General features: G+C 37.9%; 20 protein-coding genes and 1 tRNA gene. 19 read left to right on the top strand and 2 right to left on the bottom strand.

From position 1 onward, the window contains the following. Positions 1 to 10: 10 nt before the first annotated feature. The 8 genes from AUF14_RS20465 (at position 11) to AUF14_RS23195 (ending at position 8,888) form a co-directional block, all read left to right on the top strand. The gene (locus tag AUF14_RS20465; protein ID WP_010743584.1) at positions 11 to 448 is read left to right on the top strand and encodes a phage tail tube protein; all 438 of its coding nucleotides are present in this window, start codon (positions 11 to 13) and stop codon (positions 446 to 448) included. Between the two features lie 71 nt (positions 449 to 519). Next, complete coding sequence (locus AUF14_RS20460) at positions 520 to 891, top strand: DUF6096 family protein (RefSeq protein ID WP_028020432.1); 372 nt, start codon at positions 520 to 522, stop codon at positions 889 to 891. A 32-nt stretch (positions 892 to 923) separates the two neighbouring features. Then, positions 924 to 1,271 carry a hypothetical protein gene (locus AUF14_RS20455; RefSeq protein WP_010743582.1) on the top strand — a complete coding sequence of 116 codons (348 nt, stop codon included), beginning with the start codon at positions 924 to 926 and terminating at the stop codon, positions 1,269 to 1,271. 3 nt (positions 1,272 to 1,274) lie between these two features. Continuing rightward, entirely contained in the window at positions 1,275 to 5,915 is a 4,641-nt protein-coding gene (locus AUF14_RS20450; protein ID WP_028020431.1) for a hypothetical protein, read from the top strand. Between the two features lie 12 nt (positions 5,916 to 5,927). Then, on the top strand, positions 5,928 to 6,287 hold the full coding sequence (locus tag AUF14_RS20445) for a DUF6711 family protein (RefSeq protein ID WP_010743580.1): 360 nt from the start codon (positions 5,928 to 5,930) through the stop codon (positions 6,285 to 6,287). 8 nt (positions 6,288 to 6,295) lie between these two features. After that, positions 6,296 to 8,413 (top strand): hypothetical protein, encoded by a 2,118-nt coding sequence (locus tag AUF14_RS20440; protein ID WP_127478977.1) that lies wholly within the window; start codon positions 6,296 to 6,298, stop codon positions 8,411 to 8,413. Next, positions 8,410 to 8,766 (top strand): hypothetical protein, encoded by a 357-nt coding sequence (locus AUF14_RS20435; protein WP_193756257.1) that lies wholly within the window; start codon positions 8,410 to 8,412, stop codon positions 8,764 to 8,766. Before AUF14_RS20440 ends, AUF14_RS20435 begins: the two co-directional genes overlap by 4 nt. Further along, positions 8,763 to 8,888: a hypothetical protein gene (locus tag AUF14_RS23195; RefSeq protein ID WP_010743578.1), complete on the top strand. Its 126-nt coding sequence runs from the start codon at positions 8,763 to 8,765 to the stop codon at positions 8,886 to 8,888. Before AUF14_RS20435 ends, AUF14_RS23195 begins: the two co-directional genes overlap by 4 nt. A 131-nt stretch (positions 8,889 to 9,019) precedes the next feature. Here the strand turns inward: AUF14_RS23195 and AUF14_RS20430 are convergent, their stop codons facing one another. Further along, complete coding sequence (locus AUF14_RS20430; protein WP_102866591.1) at positions 9,020 to 10,270, bottom strand: IS110 family RNA-guided transposase; 1,251 nt, start codon at positions 10,268 to 10,270, stop codon at positions 9,020 to 9,022. Positions 10,271 to 10,665: 395 nt separating this feature from the next. On the opposite strand from AUF14_RS20430, the gene AUF14_RS20425 reads away from it, so the two are divergent. The 7 genes from AUF14_RS20425 to AUF14_RS20395 all read left to right on the top strand — a co-directional run bounded on the left by AUF14_RS20425 (position 10,666) and on the right by AUF14_RS20395 (position 16,331). Beyond that, entirely contained in the window at positions 10,666 to 11,700 is a 1,035-nt protein-coding gene (locus AUF14_RS20425) for a hypothetical protein (RefSeq protein ID WP_010743577.1), read from the top strand. Between the two features lie 70 nt (positions 11,701 to 11,770). Next, the gene (locus AUF14_RS20420; protein ID WP_010743576.1) at positions 11,771 to 12,109 is read left to right on the top strand and encodes a hypothetical protein; all 339 of its coding nucleotides are present in this window, start codon (positions 11,771 to 11,773) and stop codon (positions 12,107 to 12,109) included. Positions 12,110 to 12,111: 2 nt separating this feature from the next. Then, entirely contained in the window at positions 12,112 to 12,381 is a 270-nt protein-coding gene (locus AUF14_RS20415) for a phage holin family protein (protein ID WP_010743575.1), read from the top strand. A 117-nt stretch (positions 12,382 to 12,498) separates the two neighbouring features. Beyond that, a complete protein-coding gene (locus tag AUF14_RS20410; protein ID WP_070505065.1) occupies positions 12,499 to 13,512 on the top strand; it encodes a peptidoglycan amidohydrolase family protein in 1,014 nt (337 codons plus the stop codon). Positions 13,513 to 13,783: 271 nt separating this feature from the next. Further along, a tRNA-Ile gene (locus AUF14_RS20405) sits at positions 13,784 to 13,857 on the top strand. A gap of 123 nt (positions 13,858 to 13,980) precedes the next feature. Further along, positions 13,981 to 14,955: a choloylglycine hydrolase gene (gene bsh, locus AUF14_RS20400; RefSeq protein WP_010743572.1), complete on the top strand. Its 975-nt coding sequence runs from the start codon at positions 13,981 to 13,983 to the stop codon at positions 14,953 to 14,955. Between the two features lie 689 nt (positions 14,956 to 15,644). After that, complete coding sequence (locus AUF14_RS20395) at positions 15,645 to 16,331, top strand: hypothetical protein (RefSeq protein WP_010743569.1); 687 nt, start codon at positions 15,645 to 15,647, stop codon at positions 16,329 to 16,331. Positions 16,332 to 16,620: 289 nt separating this feature from the next. Here AUF14_RS20395 and AUF14_RS20390 read toward each other — a convergent pair whose 3' ends face one another. Further along, positions 16,621 to 16,875: a hypothetical protein gene (locus AUF14_RS20390; RefSeq protein WP_010743567.1), complete on the bottom strand. Its 255-nt coding sequence runs from the start codon at positions 16,873 to 16,875 to the stop codon at positions 16,621 to 16,623. 390 nt (positions 16,876 to 17,265) lie between these two features. Between AUF14_RS20390 and AUF14_RS20385 the strand changes: the two genes are divergently transcribed. The 4 genes from AUF14_RS20385 to AUF14_RS20370 all read left to right on the top strand — a co-directional run bounded on the left by AUF14_RS20385 (position 17,266) and on the right by AUF14_RS20370 (position 20,867). Further along, complete coding sequence (locus AUF14_RS20385) at positions 17,266 to 18,162, top strand: permease (RefSeq protein WP_102866612.1); 897 nt, start codon at positions 17,266 to 17,268, stop codon at positions 18,160 to 18,162. Positions 18,163 to 18,177: 15 nt separating this feature from the next. Continuing rightward, the gene (locus AUF14_RS20380; RefSeq protein ID WP_049221422.1) at positions 18,178 to 19,017 is read left to right on the top strand and encodes a TIGR03943 family putative permease subunit; all 840 of its coding nucleotides are present in this window, start codon (positions 18,178 to 18,180) and stop codon (positions 19,015 to 19,017) included. Between the two features lie 183 nt (positions 19,018 to 19,200). After that, the gene (locus AUF14_RS20375) at positions 19,201 to 19,878 is read left to right on the top strand and encodes a response regulator transcription factor (protein WP_102866611.1); all 678 of its coding nucleotides are present in this window, start codon (positions 19,201 to 19,203) and stop codon (positions 19,876 to 19,878) included. Beyond that, positions 19,878 to 20,867, top strand: coding sequence for a sensor histidine kinase (locus tag AUF14_RS20370; RefSeq protein WP_102866610.1), 990 nt, complete (start codon positions 19,878 to 19,880; stop codon positions 20,865 to 20,867). Before AUF14_RS20375 ends, AUF14_RS20370 begins: the two co-directional genes overlap by 1 nt. Positions 20,868 to 20,997 lie beyond the last annotated feature (130 nt).

Here is a 20,997-nt window from a genome sequence, read left to right as displayed (position 1 = left end):
AGGAAATACCATGAAGAAAACAAAAATTTTACCGATGAACTTACAATTATTTGCCGGTTTACTAACTAAGGGCACGGCGTTATCAATGAAATCAGGCTCCGAGTCTGGCTTTACTGAAATTGAAGGATTACAAGCTGTTCCTGAAATCGGTGGAGATCCAGAACAAGTTGATGTTACGACGCTAAAAGACGCAAATAAAAAATATATTTCGGGTATTCAAGATATGGATTCATTAGAGTTCACTTTCTTATATGACAAAGCTGTATTTACAAAGTTAAAGGCAGTGCAAACGTCAGGAAAAGAAGCAAAATTTGAATTGTCTTATCCTGACGGTGCGAAATGCACATTTACTGGCGGCGTGACTGTGAAAATGGGTTCTGGTGAAGTAAACGGAGCCTATCAATTTACGCTGTCTGTAACTGTTTCAGATGGACCGGATTGGGCATAAACGTTTAACGAAAACTATATGGGCTAGAGATAACCCTCTGGCCCTATTTAAATCTTAGGAGGAAAAACAATATGAAACCAATGAAAGTAGAATTTGGAACTAAAACTCTATCCCTTGTATTAGATGGAAGTGCAACGGTAGACATTGAGAAGAAATTAGGTAAATCGTTATTTGGAATTATGATGACTGGCAACGGTGGAATGAAAATGCCGCGATTAGGTGAAATGCTAACTATCTTGCATTCTGCGAACCAAACAGCAAACATCAAGTCTGCCGATATGACGAAACTTTATGATGAATATATTTCTAAAGGCGGATCGATGATGAAGCTTTTCGAAGTCATTCAAGAATTGATGGAGAAGGCAGGTTTTTTCGAGTCGGAAACGACGGACGAAGAAGACCTAGTTGGGGAAGAGAAAAACGAGGAAGAGAGTCTAGTGTAGGCTTCTCTTCCTTTTCTGATTTGCTGCAGGAGATGTATCCAAAAGCAGTAGAAGCAGGAATACCCGCAGAAAAATACTGGTCAATGACCTATGAAGAAATAGTCATACAAGCTGAAGCAAATGTTGCGATTAGAAAACAACAGCTAGAAGAAAAAGCCATGATGGATTACAAAGCTGCACAATTAAATGCTTATGGTTTTAATGATCCGAAGAAAATGCCTAAACCAGATCAACACTATCCATTCTTGAAAACGGAAGATAAGCAGGAACAATCAAATCGGCCGCAAGATTGGGAAATTATGAAGGCTCGGATGATTGAACGAACGGAATTGATTAAAGCTACACGAGAGCGGAAAAATAAACAGGAAAAGGAGGGATAGATCATGGAGCTGGATAGACTTGAAGTCGTTTTTGATGGTGACTTGAACCCCATTGAGGAAAAGGTCGCACGATTTGAACAAAAGATGGATTCTATGATGAGCCGAGTCAAGAGTTCATCTGGTCAAGGGATGGACGCTGTAGAAAAAAACTTATCTGATTCAAAAGGGTTCGATAAATTTACCAAACAATTCGAGAAAATGAATTCAAATTTTGATTCTATGCTGAAGAGAATGAATCAATCGGCGGCAAAAAATGGCGAAGAAGTTGGGAAGTCACTTTCTGCTGGAGTATCCAAAGGCGCTGTTAAAATGACAAAAGATGTTCAAACCGCAGTTGATAAAGTGAACACGCAAATGCAGCAAGCCAAAGCAGCACAACAACGAATTGCCAACTTGCAGGCTAATAAAAATGGTGCGCGGTTGTCTGGGGATACTAAAAGTGAATCGAGAATAGGCGAACAAATTTCAAAAGCTCAAATTCAGATGAACAAGTCGCAACAACAAGCACAAGCGATTGTGCGCGGATTAAAATCCGAATATGATGCTATCCCTAATTCTCTGTCTAACATTTCAGCTAAGATGGAAGGCAATGAGCGGCAGATTGAAGCTATGAGAGCTAAAGTTAAGGCTCTGAAAAATGAAATGAAGATGCAGCAAACAGAAACAGGAAGTTTCGCATCTGGAAAGTGGAAATCTACAGGGATACAAGATACACCACAATCAACCAAAACCGCTGAAGCTATTTCTAAACAATCAGCAAAAATGGAAAAATTGATTGCAGACAATGATGCTTTGCAACGTTCATATGCTCAGTTGGAAGATCGTTCTGGTGTTCTAAAGACAGCGTTGTCTAGTGTAAATACGGAACTTGGCGAGCAACCTGTAAAAGCTCGTATGGCAGCAAATGGAATGAGGAATCTGTCGGGTTCCACGAAACAATCAGAAGGACTCTTTTCACGTTTCAAAAATATGATGAGTAATTCTATTGGTAGATTTGGAAGTTTATTTGACAGACAATCGAAACAAGTCACTAGCGGAACATCTAGAATGGCTCAAGGCATGGGTGGTTTTGGACGCTCCATGAAGATGCTATGGTCGCAGTTATTCTTGTTCACGTTCTTATACCAAGGAATCATGACTCTAGCTGGCGGGCTTTTTAAAGCGTTACAGACTAACGCACAGTTTTCAGCTAGTTTAAATCAAATTAAGGTCAATTTACTAACTGCATTTTATCCAATTTACCAAGCAGCTTTGCCAGCGATAAATGCTTTGATGTCGGCCTTAGCTAAAGTTACTGGCTATATTGCTGGATTTATATCCACACTTTTCGGAATGAACATCGGTGATGCATTCAACGGTGCTCAGGGACTAATGAACAATGTCCAAGCTTTAGATGATACTGGAAGTGCTGCATCTGATGCATCAGATGGATACGATGAGATGGCTCAATCCATTAAGGATTCAAATAAGCAACTTAAAGATCAGCATGATAGAACAGAAGCAGCTCGAAAAAAAGCAAAAGAATATAAACGTCTTTTAGCTGGGTTTGATGAATTAAACATTTTGGATTTCAGTGATGACTCTGACGACGAATCAAATGAGTTCATTCCTCAGGAAATTCCAACAAGACCGAAGAATCCGAATGGATCTGGTTCTGATCCATGGGCTGACTTTGGATCAGCAGCAGTTCCAGAAACTCCGAAATGGTTAACGGATTTTGCCAAGAAATTTAAAGACATCATGTCAAAACTCTTTGATCCAATAAAGAAAGCTTGGGACGCTCAAGGAAAACGTGTTATGGATGCGTTCAAGTATTCATTATCTGAAATTGGAAAATTGATTAAGGCAATTGGTAAATCATTCTTGGAGGTATGGACTAATGGAACCGGACAAAAGTTTGTAGAAAATCTTTTAGTATTATTGGGCGATGTTCTTTATATCATTGGTGATATTGCAAGGGCTTTTAGAATTGCTTGGGAAGAAAACGGCCGAGGCACTAAATTGATTCAGCAAATATTTAATGCTTTAAATCAGTGGTTAGAAGTCTTGCATGATATCGCGGAGTCATTCCGAGAAGTTTGGAATAATGGCACTGGGGTAGAGCTTGCAAGACAATTGATAGAATTCTATACTAAGCTATTTCATTTAATAGAAACTATAGGTAAAGCATTTCAAAATGCTTGGAACGACAACGGTCGAGGGACGGCGATCATTCAAGCTATCTTTAACGCGTTATCAGAAGTTCTTAAGCTAATCAATTCAATCATGACAGCATTTGACAAGGCTTTTGCTTCGGGAATTGGCGAAAGTATTCTAGCTAATATCATGGAGATCATTACGAATATTTTCAATACTGTTGGAAATCTGGCAAAAAGCTTTCGAGAGGCATGGGATGAAAATAACCGAGGTCAAACAATCTTCGAAGGGATTATGAAGATAATTGACACAGTCCTTGGGACAATCAAACGAATGACAGGAGCGACTGCAGAGTGGGCTAAGACTCTTGACTTCCGTCCACTCCTTAATTCTATTAATGGGTTACTTAAATCAATACAATCATTGACAAAAAACATTGGAGATGGCTTGGAATGGTTTTATAAGAACGTCTTACTTCCTTTAGCTAAATACACAATTCAAGATTTAATTCCAGCATTCCTTAAAGCATTAAGTGGTGCTCTAGATGGACTAAATGGAATTATTAATGGATGTAAACCAGCATTTGATTTCTTTTGGAACTCCATTCTAAAACCTATTGCTGAATGGACCGGTGGAGTAATCGTTGATGTATTGAAAAAACTAGGTGACGCTCTTTCGGGTATTGGGAATTGGATATCTGAACATCAAGAAGGATTTTCTACATTTGTAACTGTTTTCGGAACTTTTGCAGGGGTTCTTTTAGCTATTAGTAAATTAGCTGGTTTGGCAGAAGTTCTTGTAGGAGTTTTTAACTTTATTACTTCAATAAAAAGTCTAGCCGGAGCATTGTCTTTAGTTAAATTTGGACTTGAAGCGTTCATGACTGCTCTTGGAGGACCTTGGGCCATTGCGATAGGTGCAGCCATTGCCGTTGGTGTTTTGTTATGGCAAAATTGGGATACCATCAAAGAGAAAGCTAGCCAGTTGAAAGACTGGATCGGTGAAAAATGGGAAGGTATCAAAAATGCTACTTCAACTGCTTGGGATAATGTAAAAAATTGGACCTCGGAAAAATGGAATGCTGCGAAAGACGCTGTGACCAGTAAAGCAAGTGAAATCTATAATGCTGCAAAAGATAAATTTACGAATGTCGCTAACACAGTTAAAGAAAAAGCTGGGAATGCGAAGGATTGGGCATCAGAAAAATGGAATGACTTAAAAAGTGCAACGTCTAGCAAATTTGAAGAAGTTCGGAATGCAGCAAGTTCAAAAATGTCGAGTGCAGCCGAAGCCGTCCGTTCAGGAGCCGAGTCTGCAAAAAGTAAAGCAGTCTCAGCGTTTGGTAGCTTGAAAGAGGGCGTTTCTTCTAAACTGAATGACGTGAAGAGCGTAGCCTCGGATGTTTTTAGCAATATAGGAAACTGGGCCAAAGATTTACCAGGAAAGATTGCGAACGGTCTATCAAATGGTGTTCAGGCGATTGGCAATGCCATTGGAAACATTGCGAATACGATTGCTAGACCAATTGGTGATGCGGTCAATTCCGCTATTGGCGCGATCAACTGGGTTCTAGGTGCCGTGAACGCGGGATGGTCATTGAACAAATGGTCAATCCCTACATACAAAACAGGTACGGATTACCATCCTGGAGGACCGGCGCTAGTCAATGATGCACCAGGATCTAGCTACCAAGAAATGTTCAAATTACCGGGTGGCCGCATGGGTATGTTCCCAAGACAACGGAATATGTTGGTTGATCTTCCAAGAGGTGCGCAAGTCTTGCCAGGAAGTCTGGTTCCTCACTACGCTGGGGGAATATTCGGAAGCTTTAAAGATTTCTTTACAAATGGATTTGATAAAGCGAAAGGGGTCGCAGAGGATGTATGGAATGTTATATCTAACCCTTCTGCGTTGGTCTCTGAAGCAATCAGCAAATTTGTTGATATCTCAGGTATTCAAGATCCGATGTTGTCAGTTGCTTCAGGCTTTCTGAAATATGCAAAAGACGCCGTGACAAATATGATTGTCGAAATGATCAATAATTTCACAGGTTTCGCAGATGGTGGATTGGTGGATCGTTTTGGTTGGTATCAATTGGCTGAGGGGAATAATCCGGAGATGATCGTCCCATTGAGTAATTCGGAACTAGCTTTCCAACGAATCAATGAAGCGTTAGATTTTATGGGCTATGATAGTCTCCCAGATTTGACCATGCCTGATGTGTTTAGTGATTCTTCTGAAGGCTACTCCGGTAGCGGTAAAAAGGGAACATCGACAATGGCTATTTCTGGAAATGGAATGGAAGGATTGTCCACTAATTTACTGGCAAGTCTTGGGGAATCCATCGCAACTGCGATTGTACAAGCACTGTCTAGTCTAAAACTAAAAGGCGGAGACCAACCGATAGAAGTTATTCTTGAAGTAGATTCCACGAGATTAGGTCAAGTGACTGTAAAAGGAATCAATCAGTACCATGAACAGATAGGAGCCCTAGAGCTTAACTTGTAAGGAGGATAAAACATGGATTTTTTAATAGCAGGATCAAAAGTGGCAACACCAAAAGAACTCACAGTGAGTATCCAAACCTTAGATAGCGGCTCTAGTGGACGGAATGCGAACGGAGACATGGTAAGGGATATCTTAGGTAGAAAAACAAAGTTGGATGCAAAATGGGGGCCTCTGAATACATCAGAGGTCTCTTTAATTTTACGTTTAATTGATGCGGCATTTTTCACCGTTAGATACCTCGATCCACAAGAAGGCGGGCTAATCACTAAATCGTTTTATTGTGGCGATCGCTCAACTCCCGTTTATTCGTGGAACGCTAAATTTTCAAAGATGATGTGGCAAGGGTTATCTGTGCCATTCATTGAAATGTAGGTGATGACATGTTGAGCGTGACAGAAGAATTTCATAAAGCCTTCAAAGAATCGGAACGTGAAGTTTTCGCAAAAGTAACAATCAATGGAACAACCTATCTGAAAGATAAAATCAAAACGATCAATTATTCAGCAGGGGTATTTGGTGGGGAGAACTATCAAATAGGCTCCACTCAATCGGCGACAGTAAAAATTATCTTTACTGAAATCATTGAAGGATTAAAAGAATTAGATGAAGTGAAAATTGAATTAGGAATAAAAATTCGTGGTTCTGGTCTACCTTCGGATATCAATAATGTTTCGAGAATCGGTCGAGCAAAAATAGGAAAGGCAAGAATAGTGAGCTATATTCCGGATCGGTATGAGTTTGTCCCATTGGGGACATTTTATATCAGCGATCGTGTGGATCCGAACCGAAACGAGAACACCACGACCATTGAAGCCAGAGATGGCTTTATTTTTATGGAGTCTGATTATCAATCGAAGCTGTCTTATCCAATCGAACTTCCATATGTCGCCTTAGAAATCGCAAACTTGAGCGGCTCTGAAATTGATCCCGTTTCATTTAACCATTTAAATGAATATGTCATCAATGAGCCAGTAGGATATACCTATCGACAAGCGATTGGATTGATTGGCCAATTTCAATCTGGTTTCGTGTTCTTCGATCGGTATGGACGATTAGCGATTCGAAATTTAGAAGACCCGCGCTTCCGCATTGATCCGAATGAATATTTCTTAAAAGGACTTACCAAAAGCGAACTCATGTACCAACCTAAAGGGATTTCGTGTAAAGTAGTTACGCCTAAAGGAGAGTCAAGTAACGAAACGAACGTATTACAAGCAGGATCGACTGCAGGCGCTCAAATCAGTATAGAGAATAATGTAATGACACAGCCGCTGCTGAATTTGATTTTCCAACAAGTGAAGGGAATAAATTATTATCCCATAAACTTAAAATGGCGCGGAAATCCAGCTTTAGAGGTTGGCGATTGGGTCACGATGATCGATCGTAAAGGGAAACAGTTCAAGTCTCCTGTGTTAAACTATACGATTGTTTTCGACGGTGGGCTAAACTCAACGATTAGCGCAGATACAAAAGCCTATTCATCAAATGTTTCGACCTTCAAAGGACCACTTCAACAAAAATTGGACGAACTTGATCATCGAGTGGATGCCGCAGGGAAGAATAATGTCTACGATGGCACCGAAGAACCGAAACATCCGAAAGAAGGCGATATTTGGTTCAAGAAGAATGGTCCTGATGATGAAATTTGGGTATACAAACAGATTTCTCCTGGAGTTTTTGAGTGGGTGATGACTACTTCAACGACAATGGATCAGGATATTAAGGATCAGATTGAAAATTCTACACCTAAAGATGACATCATCAAAACGATCAATTTAAGCTCCGAAATGGATGGCAAAGAATGGTTGAAAATCGAGGGAGCAAAAATCTGGCTGACAAAAGAAACTAAGATTGACAGAGCTATAATCACATCCGCAATGATTGGATCAGTCGACGCAGGTACAATAAACGCAGGAACCTTAGATGCAAGTAAAATCACGGTAACGAATTTGAATGCAAAAGCAATCTCTACTGGAATCGCTACTGGAAAGAATTTAAGTATCAATTTCGATACCGGACAAGTCAATTTTCAATCGGGGAATATTACCAACGCTTTAGGAAAAATTAATATTAATCTGGATAAAAGTCTGATGTATTTTAAAAAAAATACAACGAATTCAAGTGTGATCGGGGATAACGGATTTGTTGTATACAACGGAACGCCGACATCGTCAAATATTGATATTTATGACAATAAGATTATTGTAGCCGTTGGGAAGTTCAGCGGAACTCCTGGACTTATTGGCAACCGTGGGCTAGAAGTAGCTAGTTACAAGTATAAAAAACTTTCAAATGGTTCAGTCGAGTATCAAAGGGTTGCTGGATTCGAGGTGCTGTCAAATGGGGATGCTTATCTTTTTTCTGAAGAGAACAAAACCCTTCAAATCGGTTATGCCAACACTAAGACGTTACTTATGTCATACACCAATGATATAAGAGGAAATCTTACTGTCGGAAATCTAAACGCGACACAGGGGCAAAAAACGCTATTCATGTGACTAGAGACGGCGTGAGAGCGACACCCGCTTACGAAACGACAGAGAGCTATTTGGGAGATATCGGTAGAAACGTGACAAATGAAGAATGCGAGGTATGGGTGCCGATTGATGCGATCTTTAGTGATACGGTCAATTTGGATATACCTTACGAAGTGTTTTTACAAGTTTACGATGATGCAAGAGTCTGGGTATCTGATTTTCGATCAGATGCTTTTTTAGTTTGTTCAGATAGACCGATGATTCGGTTTGCTTGGGAAATCAAAGCCAAACGTACAGGATATGAAAAAGATCGTTTGGTTCTGCAAGAATTTACCAACCAAGAAATAGAAGAAAGATGGAGGGAAGACCTGTGAATGTAGATGCTGAAAAAGTGATTGAACAATTGTTGCAACGTATTGCAAATTTAGAGCTAGAAAACGCAAAATTGACCGTTGCATTAAATTCAACTACCGCAGAAGAAAACGATAAAGTCTAGTGGTAATAAGTCAAGATAATTTTTCAAAAGATTTTTAAAGGTAGTTAATTTTTGAAGCGCACTGAACTAAACCCGACCAAAATTAAAAATTTTTTCGGGTACTTCCAAGGATTAGCGTCAATAACATACTGTTATTTATCTATCACGCTCCTTGGTGGCATATAGAGTTGATGGTTACGTAGTAGCGTATCCACCAGACGCGTAAATTTTCTTGTGGTTAGTACGATGGCTCGTTTGTGTTTATGCTTGGGTGTTTCAGCGTATTTTTTCTTATAATACGCATGGTACTCAGGCTCGTATCTCCTTACGGAGTTGGTGGCTTCAACTAGATAATAACGGAGATAACGATTGCCTCGTTTGGCCATAGGAGTATTTTCATACTCAGAGTTACCTGATTGGTTCTGTCGCCAATATAAACCGGCATATTTAGCCAATTTGCTTTCATCTGAAAAGCGATTGATAGGGCCAATTTCAGCGAGTATACCCGCAGCATAAACAGGACCGATTCCTGGAATACTGGTTAAACATTGATATTCAGGTAGCACAACGACTAAATCGTCAATGGCTTTGTCTAAGTCTTTAATTAACTTTTCAAGACTACGAATTTCTTTGGCTAGAACACCTAAAACAATATCTACAGAGTCCTGATGGACTTTTCCTAACCGGTAGGAACTACGTATGGCTTTAGAAATTGCCTTTGCAATTCCTTCGGGATTTTTAAAACGATACTTCCCTAGTTTTTGAATTAGGTTCGCAAACTCTTCTAATGACAGTTCGGCAAGTTGGTCCATTGTGTAATCTTCCGTCATTAGAGTTACTAATGTGGCACTTAAAACGGATCCACCTTCTGCTTTTAGTTCTTTAGAAAGCGTGTTGCATTTATAATAAATGTTTTCGATAAAGTGTTGCTTTGTACGAACCAGCTGTTTAATTAGCTGATAACGCGTTCTAGTTAAGTGTTGGAGGGCAAGGTATTCTTCCTCTTTAATGATGGAGTTGACTTGCCTTTGGATGCGAAAATAGTCAGCGATATAAAAAGCATCAATTTGATCGTTTTTGTTTTCTTCAAAAATATCACGATACTTTTTAATTTTATTTGGTTGTTCAACTGAAACCATAAGGTTCAATTGATTTAACTCAAGATCTTCTTTAAAAAACATAGCTGGATGAAAGCTATATAAAGATGTGGCCTCCATTCCAATCACTAAGCTCTCTATCTCAAATTTTTGAGAAAATTCGAGAATGTATTCTTTGATCTGGCTTGCGCCAAGTTGACTATTTCCATAAGATGCTTCTTTTAAAACAGAGCAAGTTGAATCGTCTGTCATAAAGCAAGCATCTAATTTTTCAGAACTAACGTCTAAACCGACAAATAGTTTCATGTGGAAGGACCTCCTTTCATTGATTATTCGGAAATTGCTTGGGTACTGTGGGATATCCCAGAATCACGTTGTCTAACGACAGCCTCGCATAATAGAGTTTCATTCATTAAACCTCTAAGCCACCCAATCTCTACTAGGATTGGTAGAGGTCAATGGACTCAGCTAGTGTGTTGGAGGTTATACCAACGGTTCGGGTCACAGACTTTCTGTCGCAGTAAAACTGCAGAAGGTGATAGCGTCTTCCCGTAAGTCCTTTCCAAGACTTATTATTCAGGAATATCCTACAGTATCCAAGTAGTAATCGTTATTTTATTTAAACATATTAGGAATAGCCCCTAAGGGCGATTGAAGGAATGAAAGTTTCTTCAAAATATATATTACGAGAAGGTGAGTAAATGGCTTATGAAAAACAAACTTGGATTCCTTATGATGACAATAAAACAGAGGAACAAAATATTCAGGCGGGAGCAGTAGTTACTGCTGAAAGAATCAATCATTTAGAGGACGGATTGGATGAACATGATAAAGATACGACTAATCCGCACAAGGTAACAAAAGCCCAAGTTGGCTTAGGAAACGTGACCAATGTTGAACAAGCGCCTAAAACTGATCTTACCTCCCATACATCAAATAAAACCAATCCTCATGGAGTTACCAAAAGCCAAGTTGGACTAGGAAACGTATCAAATGTGGAGCAAGCCAGTAAAACGGAGTTCAATAGTCATGTTGCTGATAAAACGAATCCGCATTCCGTAACGAAGGCTCAAGTTAACCTCGGTAATGTCGACAACTACGCTACGGCTAATCAGACTGATGCGGAGCTGGGGATTGCTGGTAATAAATTTATGACGCCAATTGGTGTAAAGCAACACGTTGATTCTCGTATGGCGACGCAGGAAGAAGTAGACGAAGGGGAAGCAAGGGATAAAATTGTTAGTCCTAAGACGCTTGATAAAAAGTTAGATGATTTAAATGTATCAGGTGGTTTTGGTGCATTTAACATGAGTGTTTTCAATGGGGAGCAAGGACAAATAACTGGTAGTGGAATTCATGGGAAAGAGGTCAAATCAGGAACTCAAGTGCTACACATGCGGCCAGATGACCCAGTGGCAGAGAGAGCGTCCAATGGTCGGATTAAAATCCAAAAAGCTGGAACGTATTTATTTATCATTCACACGTGGTATCAAATAGGCACACAAACAAATGGTTACCTGTATTTCAATTTGTTAAAGAATGGCTCTCGTGCCGGCAACAATGATCGAGTGACTGGTCAAGGGGTAGATGCACTCAAGAATAGATGGGACGGCACAGGGCAGTGTGTAAACACAGCGAATGCAGGAGATGAGTTTTCTGTAGGTATTGAAACCAATATTACCGGCAGTTTCACGAGTGTTGGCACAAAAACTATTACAGTTATCAAATTAGCATAGATAAATAAGCAACGATTTAGCACACTTTCGAGTGTGCTTTTTCAATTATTGAAAGGAAGGCGGAAAGCATGTGTTAGAAAAATTTCTGGAAATTAACAGTTTCTTGATGGCAATTGGATTAGGGGGATTCTTAAAGATTTTCCACAATATTTATAAAGCGGTCAAGGGAAATAAGGATCAAACGGAAAATAGATTCAAACGTTTGGAATATGCGAATGTAGCCATTCTGCATGACAAAATTTATAAGCAATGCTCCGAATTTTTGGAGCAGGGTTGGATTTCTATAGATGATCTAGAAAATTTAGAGTACTTGTGGCGTGGATATCGGGAACTTGGCGGTAACGGAACTGGAGAAACACTGTATAAAAAAGTGTTGGATTTGCCGAATAAACTAAAGGAGGAAAAATAGTTATGGATTTATCATTTATTACAGAAAATTTTGTACCAGTTATTGTAGTTGCCTGTTTAATAGTTGGGTATGTAATCAAGGTTACGCCGCTATTTAATAAAGTAGCGAACGCTTATATCCCTTTGATTGTAGCAGCGTTAGGAGCGATTTTGGGCGGTGTTATGAACGGTATAGGCGTGGAGTCAATTGTTTATGGCGCAGTGAGTGGTTTAGCTTCTACAGGCTTGCATCAAATGTTTTCAAAATTATTGAATTTAGGAGGGAATGAGTAACATGGACATGAAAAAAGCGAAGGAACTTTACGAAAAATCGAATGATAAAAACGTAGGGTTGCAACCTCAACCAAAAGAAATCGAAAACATTAAAGAAGAAAAAGAGGAGAAAAAATAATGGCTATTAATATCGAAAAAGGATTAGCCGTCGTTCAAAAATTTGTAAATAATTGCTACTACAGCATGTATGGTTCTCGCTACTATACGGATGGTACATGCGACTGTTCAGGCTCTGTTTATCGTATTTTGCGCGAATCTGGTGGTTTTAACTATGGATATATTCCTAGCACTGAAACACTACATGACTATCTTTTAAAGCTAGGGTATGAAAAGATCGCAGAAAATACAGACTTTCCAATGCAACGCGGCGATGTAATTATTTGGGGGAAAAAGGGTTACTCTGCAGGGGCAGGCGGTCATACAGGCGTAGCACTAGATAATCAAAACTGGATTGAATGCACTGGTTGGAAAATGACTACGATCATTGCTAATCACGATCAACGATGGGTGATGGCCGGATGTCCTTATTTTTATGCGTACCGTTTAAAAACTGGAGCATCTAGCTCAACATCGTCGAATACAGCGACAACAACAACTGCAACTGGAAATAAAAACGGTATCGCGATTGACAACGTGTCGAAAGATCAAGCGGTTAAAATGGTGCAACGCATTCAAACACGATATGCATGGACTTTATTGCGCGATCAAGTAAAACGAGTGTTGCAACCAAATAAAGTTTATACTCTAGTTATTTCTTGTGACAGCAAATGGAAATATGAAAATGCAGTAAATCGCTTGAAACAAGAACTAAAGTCATACTATCCAACTTATATGCAGCAAAATATTGCGATTGTTGATGGAGATAAACCTATCATTAAAATTGAAGCTAGGAATCTTAATGATGAACAAAGCAAAAAAATAGAAGGGCATATGCGCAACTTCCTGAAAGATGTATTGTTGGATAGACAAACGTACGCAGAAGCTAATAGCTACGGAACTTACGATGTACGCGTCAAAGGTGAAGGATTTAACGATCACGACGCACCAATCGTCTTGAAAGAAATTCAGGAGATGGGTAAAGCAAATGACGTGAAGATTGACCCGAGCCATATTAAAGGATTTAAGTATTAAAAAATATTGACTCCGATGGAGTGTGTATGATAGTTTTATAGGATCGAAGGTAGCACCTCGATATACCGTAATGACTGACCGATACTAGCTTCTCGGTCAGTCTTTTCATTTTTGAAGCTAAATAGTTGCTCTAAAACTAGTATACGAATACTATCTAAATAGGGATTCCTGATACAGTATCATTGATAGTAATTTAAGAGACTGTGGGGAAGTTCAGGAATCCCTAGTTTATATTCTAACGCTTTGTATGCGTTTGCACAAATAATTCCTTGTACCTTTAGCTCAGTTGGTCAGAGCAGACGGCTCATAACCGTCCGGTCGTAGGTTCGAGTCCTATGGGGTACATAATATTGTCAATTTATAAAAAACGAAAACGTTTTTTTGTATGCGATGTGCTTTTCTTTTGATATACGAAATTATTAGGAGTAATATGGGGTTAAATGAACTATTATTTAGGGGGAATAACTTATGTGTACGTCCATCACTTATGTTACAAATGATCATTATTTTGGAAGGAATTTTGATTATGAAATATCTTACAATGAAGTAGTCACTGTTACTCCAAGAAATTATAAATTAGTTTTTCGAAAGGTAAATAATTTGGATAAGCATTATGCAATGATTGGTATTGCCGCAGGTATAAGTGACTATCCTCTTTATTATGATGGTACCAATGAAAAGGGTTTGAGTATGGCTGGATTAAATTTTTCTGGGTATGCTGATTATAAAGAAATACAAGAAGGAAAAGATAATGTATCTCCTTTTGAATTTATTCCTTGGATTTTAGGACAATGTGCAACAGTAGATGAAGCTAAAGATTTATTAATGAATATCAATTTAGCAAACATCAATTATAGTGAAGAACTTCCACTATCTCCTTTACACTGGCTATTAGCTGATAAAGAAAAGTCTATTGTGATAGAAAGTATGAAAGATGGGCTTCATATATATGATAATCCTGTAGGAGTCCTTACAAATAACCCTTCATTTGATTATCAATTATTTAATTTAAACAATTATCGTGTATTGTCGAGTGAAACACCTAATAATAATTTTTCAGATCAAATTAGTTTGAACGCTTATAGTCGTGGGATGGGAGGAATAGGTTTGCCTGGAGATTTATCTTCTGTTTCTCGTTTTGTTAAAGCGACATTTACTAAACTAAACTCATTATCAGGAGATTCAGAATCAGAAAGTATTAGCCAGTTTTTCCATATCTTAGGTTCAGTAGAACAACAAAAAGGTTTATGTGATGTTGGTGACGGAAAATACGAATATACTATTTATTCTTCTTGTTGTAATGTAGATAAAGGAATTTATTATTATCGTACGTATGAAGATAGTCAAATCACAGCCATAGATATGAATAAAGAAGATTTAAATGGTGAGGAATTAATTAGATATCCGATAATGAAAAAACAACAAATAAAATATGCTAATTAATTATTTGGGTATTTTTATTAAAAAGCCGAGAATACTTGTGACTTCAGTCTTGAGAGGTTCAATAAAATGTACTATTAACTAATTAATTGTAAAAGCTGATGAATCATTTCCTCAATATTTTTACACCCTTAAACAACGGAGCTCCTCTGGGAGCTTCTTTTTTACACTATGATTTTCCCGCGATTAACACGGTAGCTATATATTGCGATCTTTCGATTATTCCAGCAGAATTTCTGCTTATTCTTATGAAGAAGCAAAATAGAGAATAAGGTTTTAATGCTCATTGGAGCCTTTCTGTTCTGGCGAAAAAATATTAGGTTTCCTTCGTCATCAGGCTTAGCAGTAGTCAGTGGAATAAGGGTACTGCCCATTTGTGTATATATTTCCTTTGTATTCCTCATGAAAAGGATTCGCAGTTAATCGTTGCAGTAATTCGTCTGCTTTCATTTCATACCTTCTTCCGTTGGAATCTACTTGATTCAAATTCTAGCATGATACTTGTCTTGCCGACAACTGAATATCTTCTTACAATATCAGTTCCTGAATTTTAAACACGATTTAATTATAGTATGCAGGCTTATATGAAAATTTAATTATAAATAAACAATGTTATTGAGAAACAATAGATAAAACGTTAATATATAAAAGTTGCAATGTCGCTTTTATATATGAAAGGAGAAAATTGAATAATGAAAAGGAAAAAATATGTAGTCGTAACACTCATCATTGTAATAGCTTTTATTGGTTTAGCCGGTAAAAATTATGCAGACAGTATTTTAAACTGGGGTGGGGAACAGAATATTTCTACCATCAATGATAACTTAGATAAGTTGAATGATTCATTATCAGATAAAGAACAGAAAATCATACAATTATCCAATAAATCAGCAAGTACAGAGGGCCAATTAACTCAATTTCAAAAAGATATTGATAGTTACAAGCAACAGTTAGAAGCTTTGAAAAATGAAAAAAATCAATTAGCTGGAGAAAAAACTAGTTTAGAATCTCAATTAAATAGTAAAAATGGAGAACTTCAATCTAAACAGCAAGAAATCGCAGATAAATTAAAGGAAATTGAGCAGAAAAACCAAGAGATCAATCAGAAAAACCAAGAATTTAATACTAAATTGCAGGATGCACAAAATAAAGCTAATGATTTACAAAATACCATTAATTCACTAAATAACCAGATTAACACTTTAAACAGTGAAAAAAATTCTTTGCAAGCAGAACTGGATTCTACTAAACAACAATTAGCAAGTGCAAACAAAGAAAATTCTAATTTAAAAGCTTATATTGATAAATTAAACAAGGCTAAACAAGATGTAAAAGATACAGCTAACAAGTCTCAACAAATAGTTGATCAACATCAATAAAAGAGAAAAGATTTCTAGCCCACGATAAGTTATTTTCCCATTGCACATGAAACCGTTTCATTGTATACTATTCATATCCTAAAAACATTTTTTTCATTACTTCAGAACGCTCGAACGACCGGGCGTTCTATTTTTTTGAGTAAATCTATCTTGTCAAATGTAACCGCTCGCTGTATACTTTAGTCACCAACAACCCTAAAACACTTTTTCATAATCCTTGGAGCCCTGGACTAATCGGGAGCTCCTTTTTTTTGTTGTTTTATGTTGGTAAATTAAAAAGCCCGAAAAATCAGGCTTTTACCATATCAAATTCCATCATAATTTTTGTTTTTCCGATCACAGCGTACTTTTTTACAATGAATTGTTTTCTCTTATTATAATCGCCAGCCACTACAACATTCATGCCATCTTCTACGTCAGCTAGAAAATTCAAAGAGTGACCAGCAATCAAGCAACTAACATCATCTAACTTAAAGAAGACAAGGGGACATTCCGACATCTTTAAAATTTTAATTTTGATAACTGTTCCTGTTATTGACTGCATGCGATCACTCTATTCTAAATTGATAAACTTATTATACGAATGTACGTTCGTATTTTCGAGCGAACAAAAGATTAAGAATGAAAGGGGCAGAAAAGGGGCAAAAAATCCTAACTAGTTCGTTCTAGCTCGTTTTTTATCGTAATTTAATCGTTGTTAAACGTTGATTTCAATCGTTTTTTGACCAGTTTGAACAAGCGATAAAACAGCCATAATAAAAGATGCTGTAAAATAGTTTGTGCATGCCCGCTCTTTTGAGTGGGCTTTTTTTAATACCCAAAAGTAAAAAATCTATAAAAAAAGCGTAAAAAAAAGTTTGTGAATTGAAAAAATCTTGTGTCTTTTGCCGAAAAAGAGTATATCTTAGAACAGCGAAAAATTTGGAGGCGTCACATGTTTAATTTTCTACCACATTCGGTTCTGCAAATGAGCACAATTTTTTTGTCAATCGTCATTGAAGCGATTCCTTTTGTTCTATTGGGATGTCTCATTTCCGGAGCGCTGCAGGTATATTTAACCCCTGAACGAGTGCAAAAAATTCTGCCTAACAATAAGTTTCTAGCAATTCTAGTAGGTTCTTTTTTAGGCTTCTTTTTTCCATCCTGTGAATGCGGCATCGTGCCGATCGTCACACAGTTTATGCGAAAGGGAGTCCCTGAGCATACGGCATTTGCCTTTATGGTAACCGCACCGATTATTAATCCGATCGTTCTATTTTCAACCTATATTGCTTTTGGCAACAGTATGAAGTTTGCGTTTCTGCGAGCTCTTGGAAGCTTCATTGTCGCCTTGATCATAGGCTCATGGATCGCCTATTTTAATCGTTCTCCAATCTTAAAAGCCGAATTATACGGGCATTCTGATCATCACGTCGAAAATAAAATTAGAAAAAACTTAAAAAACAACATTTGGTCAGTGCTTATTCACGGAATTGATGAATTTTTCGATACTGGACGATATCTAATCATTGGTGCCTTGATTGCCAGCGGAATGCAGGTCTTTCTTCCGACACAATTCATGCTGCAGCTGACCTCTTCAAAAATCGTCGGCATTCTAGTGATGTTGGTCTTAGCCTTTACCATGTCACTTTGTTCAGAAGCGGATGCTTTTGTGGGCTCTTCTTTACTAAGCTTATTCGGTACGAATGCGATTGTTGCCTTCCTAGTCTTTGGTCCAATGGTTGATATTAAGAATTTAATGATGATGAAACGCAGTTTTCATGGGAAATTTATCCTACAGCTGATCGCATTGATCAGTGTGGTTGTAACGATTTACGCGCTAGTGATATAGAAGGAGGAAGAGGGAATGATACGTTTTTTGATTTTGTCGGGCTATTTTGAATTAATGATGTATTTGCAGGTTTCCGGCAGACTAGATCAATATATTAATGTTCACTATCGTTATCTCATCTTTCTGACGATGGCACTGTCGCTGATACTCGCTTTGGTCCAATTGAAAATCTGGGCCGCTGGAGAGAATGAGAAAAATGACGAGCATCATCATCACGGGCATGATCACGGCTTGAACAAATCCTATCAGCGAGGAATTGCTTATTTGCTGCTGGCTTTGCCGCTAGTAGTGGGGACGCTATTTCCAACGATCAGCTTGGATACGACGATTGTTGAAGCGAAGGGCTTCAGCTTTCCAGTAAGCAAAGAATCGGTGGGCGACCCTGAGATGAACACCCAATATTTGAAGCCTGATACGAGTATCTATTACAATAAAAGCGACTATAATGAACAAATGACACAGCTGATGAAGAAATACGAGACCGATCAAAAATTGGAGATCACGGATGAGAATTATTTAGAAGTGATGGAATTAATCTACAATTACCCAAATTCCTTTGTTGGAAAAACGATTTCTTTTAACGGCTTTGTTTACGAGGCGAACAAGAACAATCAGAAATACGATTTTCTTTTCCGATTCGGGATTATTCATTGCGTGGCTGATTCCGGAGTATTTGGATTGATGACCAAGCTGCCAGCTGATTTAACAGTGAAAAACAATCAATGGCTGCATGTAGAAGGGACTATAACTTTAGATTTCTTCGAACCTTTTGATCGTCAGATCCCATCTGTGACAGTCAACAATGCACAAATGGTGAGTGCTCCAAAAAATCAATATGTTTATCGTGCGTTCTAAGCATGCAATTTATCCGTAGACACCATCTTTTTTAGATGAGGTCTACGGTTTTTTGTTGGCATTTAGTCTCTAAATTTTTATTTTACGGTGTATAGGTAAATAAAATATTTCTCGAAATCAAGATAAACTCAGAAATTCTACAAATTTCTAGTATAATAAAAAGAAAAAGTAGAAGGAACTATAATGACGAATAAAATTTTTCTTGTAGAAGACGACGCGACGATTGTTTCTGTGATTCAACAGCATTTAACTCAGTGGGGGCTGGATTGTGAAATAGCAAATGACTTTCAACATGTTTTCGAAGAGTATCAAGCGATTCAGCCTGACCTAGTAATTTTGGATATTTCTTTGCCATATTTTAATGGCTTTTATTGGTGCCAGGAAATACGTAAGGTTTCAGAGGTGCCGATTATTTTTCTGTCCTCAGCCAAAGACCAGATGAATCAGGTTATGGCTTTGAATATGGGCGCTGATGAATTTATCGAAAAGCCTTTCGAACTGACGATTTTACTAGCGAAGATTCAAGCGCTGCTGCGCCGCAGTTATAAATATGGTCAGCAACTAAGCTATTCCTTTGGGGAGTATCAATTTGTTCCAGCAATCAATCAGATTCAATCAACAAATGATCATCTGCCATTGACTCCAAATGAATCACGTATTTTAAGCGTTCTATTTGCCACACAAGGGCAGATTGTACCAAGAGAACAAATCATTGAGACATTGTGGCAAAGCGATGATTTTATTGATAACAATACCCTGGCAGTTAATTTGACACGCTTACGAAAAAAATTGAAGGACTTTGGTATTGACAGTTTGATTCAAACGGTTAAAAACAAAGGCTATTTAATCGAGGAAAAATAATGAAACTACTAATCCATTTTCTATTTGAAAGACGAATGATTTACGGGATGTACTTCGCATTTTGGGGACTGATTTTTCTGACGTTTTATCTCTATGAACTCAGCTTGATACCTTTTTGGGATAGCTTCTTATTTACATTTTTTGTGCTGATTACCTATTCTTTTGTTTCTTTTTATCGATATTTCCGTAAGCAAAAGCAATTAAGGCTATTAGCAACAAAAGATCTGCAATTGAATAGTTTAATCTTTCTGCCTAAAGCTGCAACCTTGTCTGAGCAGACCTATCAGAATGCCTTGCGATTAGTCTTAGAAACGAAAAATCAGCAGCAAGAAGCTCTGCAGCAAAGACAAAAAGATATGCTAGATGACTTCGGCTTGTGGCTGCATCAAATCAAGACACCAGTGGCTGCTTTAGATCTTTTAATTCAATCAGGTCAGTTAGAGCCACGAACAATGAAAAATGAACTCTTCAAGATTAATGAATATTTGCAGATGATTTTAAACTATATGCGGCAAAATCTCGATCAAACAGATCTTGTTTTTCAGCAAATTTCAATTGATAAGGTGATTAAAACCGTTGTAAAGAAATATGCGACTTTTTTCTCTCAAAAGAATTTAAGTCTGCAGCTTGAAAATTTGACTGGAAAGGTCTACTCAGACCAAAAATGGTTAATTTTTATTCTAGAACAGATCATTTTTAACGCAATCAAATATACAGAAAATGGCACGATCAGCATAGCCTTTGAGAAGAATCGGCTGATTATTCGAGACACTGGTATGGGGATTCGAGCGGAGGATCTGCCGCGCGTTTTCGAAAAGGGATACACTGGAATGAATGGCCGCGAGCAGCAAAGAGCTAGTGGACTGGGCCTCTATCTTAGTCAACAGGCCGCCAACAAATTAGGTTGTCAATTGTATATTGAATCTCAAGTGAAAAAGGGAACAGAGGTCGTAATTGTTTTCCCAGAAGAGATTGCCGCATATGAATAAATCCAAACTTTCATAATTGTAAGTTTGGATTTATTTTCGTAAGTAGTGTTTTTACAGGCAAGGTTCTATGATGTAGTAGAGAGCTAGCCAGTGACAATCGGCTAACGAAACTACAAAAAATGAACTAGGA

The organism is Enterococcus avium (assembly GCF_002891025.1).
Classification (GTDB): domain Bacteria; phylum Bacillota; class Bacilli; order Lactobacillales; family Enterococcaceae; genus Enterococcus_A; species Enterococcus_A avium.
This window is presented reverse-complemented; position numbering and strand designations above follow the sequence as displayed.